This is a genomic window from Caballeronia sp. M23-90 (assembly GCF_053574605.1).
Genome location: NZ_JBSIPA010000648.1, coordinates 1 through 2,744, shown reverse-complemented (window position 1 = coordinate 2,744; position 2,744 = coordinate 1). Strand labels below are relative to the sequence as shown.

General features: G+C 61.0%; 3 protein-coding genes. 2 read left to right on the top strand and 1 reads right to left on the bottom strand.

Features of this window, described 5'->3' with window-relative positions; genetic code table 11:
• A partial coding sequence (locus ACRXB1_RS34090; RefSeq protein ID WP_449494547.1) for a cellulose synthase operon protein YhjQ/BcsQ occupies nucleotides 1-422 on the top strand: 422 nt, incomplete at its 5' end.
• Nucleotides 419-2,626: a UDP-forming cellulose synthase catalytic subunit gene (gene bcsA, locus ACRXB1_RS34085; protein WP_449494546.1), complete on the top strand. Its 2,208-nt coding sequence runs from the start codon at nucleotides 419-421 to the stop codon at nucleotides 2,624-2,626. The genes ACRXB1_RS34090 and bcsA, both read left to right, overlap by 4 nt.
• Here the strand turns inward: bcsA and ACRXB1_RS34080 are convergent.
• Complete coding sequence (locus tag ACRXB1_RS34080) at nucleotides 2,613-2,693, bottom strand: hypothetical protein (RefSeq protein WP_449494548.1); 81 nt, start codon at nucleotides 2,691-2,693, stop codon at nucleotides 2,613-2,615. The genes bcsA and ACRXB1_RS34080 overlap by 14 nt on opposite strands.
• Nucleotides 2,694-2,744: the final 51 nt, after the last annotated feature.

Here is a 2,744-nt window from a genome sequence, read left to right as displayed (position 1 = left end):
ACGTGGTGAACCAGGTGGACCAGACGCGCCAACTGACCAAGGACGTGCTGAAGGTCTTGCGCAACATGCTGGGGGGCAAGATGTTCTCGGGTGTCATTCATCTCGATGAAGGCGTAAGCGAATCGCTGGCCTACGCCACGCCGCGCGCGAACTTCGCGGGCACGGGTTACGTGGTGAACCAGGTGGACCAGACGCGCCAACTGACCAAGGACGTGCTGAAGGTCTTGCGCAACATGCTGGGGGGCAAGATGTTCTCGGGTGTCATTCATCTCGATGAAGGCGTAAGCGAATCGCTCGCCTGCGACACCACCCTGATCCATTACGACCCGCTGAGCCAGGCGGCCGCCGATCTTCGCGCATGCGGCGAATGGCTCCTGAATTCAGTCGATGCCATGCCGGTTTCTCCGAGGAACGTCGCATGAACAAGCCCCGCGCACGACGCCTTTCCGAAGCGGACGAAATTCCGTCGCGTCTCGAACGCCTGGTCGATTCGGGCATCTGGAACAGCCGGATCTTCAGCGGCCTGCTGACCGTGTTCGCCGTCGTCACGATGTACTTCGTGTGGACGGTGCCGATGGTCGCGACCCAGCAGTTGATCTTCGCGTGCTGCTGCTTCGGGTTCGCAATGGCGCTGCGGCGCCTGCGCGGCCAGTACGCCACGCTCGTCATGATCATGTTGTCGGTGACCGTGACCGGGCGCTACATGTACTGGCGCCTGACCGAGACGACCTACTGGGAACGTCCGCTCGACGCCGCGTGGGGTTTGCTGCTGGTCACCGCCGAAGTGTATTCCGCGATCGTGCTGATGCTCGGGTATTTCCAGACGGCGTGGCCGCTGCAACGAAGGCCCATGCCGTTGCCGCAGAACCGCGACGAGTGGCCGACCGTCGACGTTTTCATTCCGACCTATAACGAGCCGCTCGGCGTGGTGAAGCCGACCATCTACGCGGCGCTCGCAATGGACTATCCGAAGGACAAGATTTCGATCCATGTCCTCGACGACGGCCGCCGTCCCGACTTCAAGGCCTTCTGTGAAGAAGTGGGTGTGACGTGGACCATCCGCACGCACAACCGGCATGCGAAGGCCGGCAACATCAATGAAGCGCTGAAGACCACGAGCGGCGAATATCTCGCGATCTTCGATTGCGATCACATCCCTACGCGCTCGTTCCTGCAGATCGGCCTCGGCTGGTTCCTGAAAGACAAGCTGCTTTCGATGCTGCAGACGCCGCACCACTTTTTCTCGCCCGATCCGTTCGAACGCAATCTCGGTACGTTTCGCAAGGTGCCCAACGAAGGCGAGTTGTTCTACGGCCTCGTGCAGGACGGCAACGACCTCTGGAACGCGACCTTCTTCTGCGGCTCGTGCGCCCTCTTGCGCCGTACGATGGTCGAGGAGATCGGCGGTATTGCGGTGGAAACGGTGACCGAAGATGCGCATACGGCGTTGAAGCTGCATCGGCTGGGTTATACGACCGCGTATCTCGCGATTCCGCAAGCCGCGGGGCTCGCGACGGAAAGCCTGTCGGGGCACATCGGCCAGCGCATTCGATGGGCGCGCGGCATGACGCAGATTTTCCGTATCGATAACCCGCTCACTGGCAAGGGTCTCAAGCTCGGCCAGCGGCTCTGTTATCTCAACGGCATGATGCACTTCTTCTACGGCATTCCGCGCCTCGTGTTCCTGACGGCACCGCTGTCGTACCTGTTCTTCGGCGCGCACGTGATCCAGGCGGCGGCGGGCACCATCGCGATCTACGCGTTGCCGCACATGATGCACGCGAGCATCACGAACTCGCGCATGCAGCGCCAGTTCCGCCATTCGTTCTGGGCCGAAGTGTACGAGTCCGTGCTCGCGTCCTACATCACCGCGCCGACCCTCCTCGCGATGATCAACCCGAAGCTCGGCAAGTTCAACGTGACGGCCAAGGGCGGCCAGATCGCGAAGGATTACTTCGACTACAGCATCTCGAGGCCGTACCTGATCTTGCTGGTGCTGAACCTGCTCGGGTTTATCGCGGGGATCGTGAACATCTACATTCACTGGGACGTGAAAAGCGAAGTGAACACGGTCTTGCTGAACCTCGCGTGGACCACATACAACATGCTGATCCTCGGCGCAAGCGTGGCCGCTGCGAGCGAACGCAAGCAGGTGCGCACGACGCATCGGGTCGAAATGAAGATGCCCGTGATGCTGAAGTTCTCGACCGGCCGCACGCTTGCCTGCGAGACCATGGACTACTCGGAAGGCGGCGTGGGCGTGAAGCTGCCGGGCGACCTGCAAGTGCCGTTGCACGAGAAGGTCACCGTATCGCTTTTCCGCGGCGATGAAGAATATGCGTTCCCCGCGACCGTCGGCTTCAGCGCCGTTGGACGCGTGGGATTGCGTTTCTCGGCGCTGACGCGCGAGCAGGAATTCGAATTCGTGAAGACGACTTTTGCCCGCGCCGATGCCTGGACCAACTGGTCCGAAGGCCGTACGCCGGATGCGCCGCTGCGCGGCCTGCGCCATGTGCTGACGGTGGGCGTGGGCGGTATCGGCGCGTTGTTCGAGCATCTTTTCAACGACGCGCGGACGTGGGTAGTGACGCGTACTCCAAGCGCCAAAAAACTCAAGGTGGAATGATCGCGAAAATGAGTCCGACGGTTACGAGCCACGCAGCACCTTTAGCCCAGAAAACATTTTCTGTTATCGCGTAGATAATGTCGAAGATCAGGGTGCCGACGAAAAGTCCGTACGGGAT